The following is a 2,283-nucleotide window of genomic DNA, read 5'->3' as shown; positions in this document are numbered from 1 at the left end:
GCCTGCTTTAGTAGAAGAAGTCCTTGCTGAGGAAGTAAAGACGGAGAATACTAAGGAGCAATGATTACAACCTGCGGAAATCACGAACGAGAAGCGGAATTCTTCAAAGAGACTGGGCGGCTAAAACAATTACGAGAGCAAGGAATAAAACCTCGGCCAAAAGAGTGGTAATGTGCTATGTATATCAGATCATTTTCTTTACCCATTAATATAGATGAAACAATTATAGAAGAACGGATGGAATATAACGGCGGTATCTACGGCTATATAGACAACATCTATCCGTGCGGATTGTTTTCAGGCAGAAAACTGGAAACAATTACATTTTCACCAATAACTATATTCTATGGCGACAATGGTTCCGGTAAGACTACGCTTCTTAACCTGATATCACAGAGGTTAAGGCTGAAGCGCATCGCTCCTTTTAATTCAAGTGAGCTGTTCGATTCATATGTGGGACATTGCGAATACACAATGTGCGATGACGATGAAGGCTTTGAACACCGTGTTCCTAACGGCAGCAGGATCATCACAAGTGATGACATCTTCGACTACATGTTGACTGTCAGAACTAATAATCAGGATATTGCTGAGAACATTGAGAATGCCAGGAGTAGATATGGAGAGCTTAAGTTTGGCGAGACTGTCAAGTTGCAAAGCATGGATGACTATGAGGCGCTTCGACTCCAGATCCAGGCTAGAAGTAAGACCGTATCTAGAAGACGGTTTATTCGCCAGACTGCTGGTTCGGAAGTCAAACTGAGCAGTAACGGAGAGACCGCTCTGGAATACTTCAACAGCAAGTTGAAAAATGACACTTTGTACTGCCTTGATGAACCTGAGAACAGCCTGTCACCAAAACTGCAGATAGAACTTAAAATGATCATTGAAGAGAAGGCTCATTATTGTGGCTGTCAGTTTATTATTGCAACACACTCACCGTTCTTGCTGGCGATGCATGAGGACTTCACCAAGATATATGATTTGGACAGCACTCCCGTTATGGAGCGGAAATGGTGGGAGCTAGAAAACACCAGAACATACTTCCAATTCTTTGAGGAAAACAGAGGATTGTTTGTTAAGCAAAAAATAGATGAGATCGAAGAAAAACAAGCGGACTCATCTACGGATGCCGCCTACTATATTGACGGGACCGATTATGGAGATGTTACGCCAGAGCTGTCTGACCGCATAGATGAAATAATAGACAAAATTGCAGCAATGGACCCGGAGTTCAAGCAATGGCTTGAGGATGTATAGATCCCAAAAAGAGTGAAGAAATACTAGGATAAGAGGAGAGCTATGGACATTAACGAGATGCGCGATTTCATCAATAAGCAGTCTTGGATATTTGCGAAGACTTATGTAAATAAGGCTCCGCATGAATACGTGGTGAGAGGAAGGATCAACGGCACAGATGAAGAGTTCTTGGCGGTAGTCAATTATATCCGCGAGAACGGTATTACAATGCATTTCTGGGGTCATCCGAATAAATACATATTTGTAGGCAGACATCAGTACTGGACTATGAGTGACACTAATGACGATCCTACGATGATTCTTAACCGCTGTAATGTGGATGAGTATAAATATTCCATTACCTGGAAGGGGACGAATCCGGACTAAAAAAGAAAGCATAAGTTTATCAGAAACTATTTGAATAGCTCTCAGAGGTTTAATAAATACGCCGTGATGATTTATTACAACAAGAGGACTATAATATAAAGCAACAAGAATAGTATTTTTACCACTTAATACGTATTTGCACGGAGGAGACTTATGGCTGAGGATAACAGGATAAAAGAAGTGTTTTCCGAAATAGTTAAAAAGCTTGACTATAACAAGGATGGCAAGGTGGATATTCAGGATATCATAGTGCTTGCTATTCGTACTCCTGGAATACATGTATAGACTTTCGGAATTGAGAGCTAAATAACGGCAAAAATGACAGATATAGCGGGCATCCCGCTGAATGAACATTGAAAACTGAATATTATCCTGAAGAATGCGACAGAGCAGATCAAAAGAGTAGCTTCGCAGGAAAGAATCGGAAAATAGCGCAATTTAACACAGGCACCTGCATTTTCAGGTCATCAGTATGCTAAAATGTTACTGTTGATCAACAAATCAGGAGGCTTGTGCTAAATAATCCCTTAGTGAAGTTGTGGAGGAGGCCGAGCCCCAGGCATCAAGATGCTGACACATCATGATGCAATAGAGACGGCAGTACCACATCTTAGTAGAGCGGTGTCTGCCGCTTTCTAATATGTAGTCATCTTTCTC

At 41.4% G+C, this 2,283-nt stretch carries 3 protein-coding genes; all 3 read left to right on the top strand.

The annotated features are described in order from the left end of the window. Positions 1 to 237 precede the first annotated feature (237 nt). The 3 genes from IJI01_RS11480 to IJI01_RS11470 all read left to right on the top strand — a co-directional run bounded on the left by IJI01_RS11480 (position 238) and on the right by IJI01_RS11470 (position 1,911). Positions 238 to 1,260 carry an AAA family ATPase gene (locus IJI01_RS11480; protein ID WP_292190364.1) on the top strand — a complete coding sequence of 341 codons (1,023 nt, stop codon included), beginning with the start codon at positions 238 to 240 and terminating at the stop codon, positions 1,258 to 1,260. 42 nt (positions 1,261 to 1,302) lie between these two features. After that, complete coding sequence (locus IJI01_RS11475) at positions 1,303 to 1,626, top strand: hypothetical protein (RefSeq protein WP_292190361.1); 324 nt, start codon at positions 1,303 to 1,305, stop codon at positions 1,624 to 1,626. A gap of 153 nt (positions 1,627 to 1,779) precedes the next feature. Next, a complete protein-coding gene (locus IJI01_RS11470; RefSeq protein WP_292190358.1) occupies positions 1,780 to 1,911 on the top strand; it encodes a hypothetical protein in 132 nt (43 codons plus the stop codon). Positions 1,912 to 2,283 lie beyond the last annotated feature (372 nt).

It is taken from the genome of Butyrivibrio sp., from assembly GCF_017433805.1.
In the GTDB taxonomy this organism is placed as follows: Bacteria; Bacillota; Clostridia; order Lachnospirales; family Lachnospiraceae; genus Butyrivibrio.
Note: the sequence above shows the minus strand (reverse complement) of the source record. Positions and strands in the feature narration are given on the sequence as shown.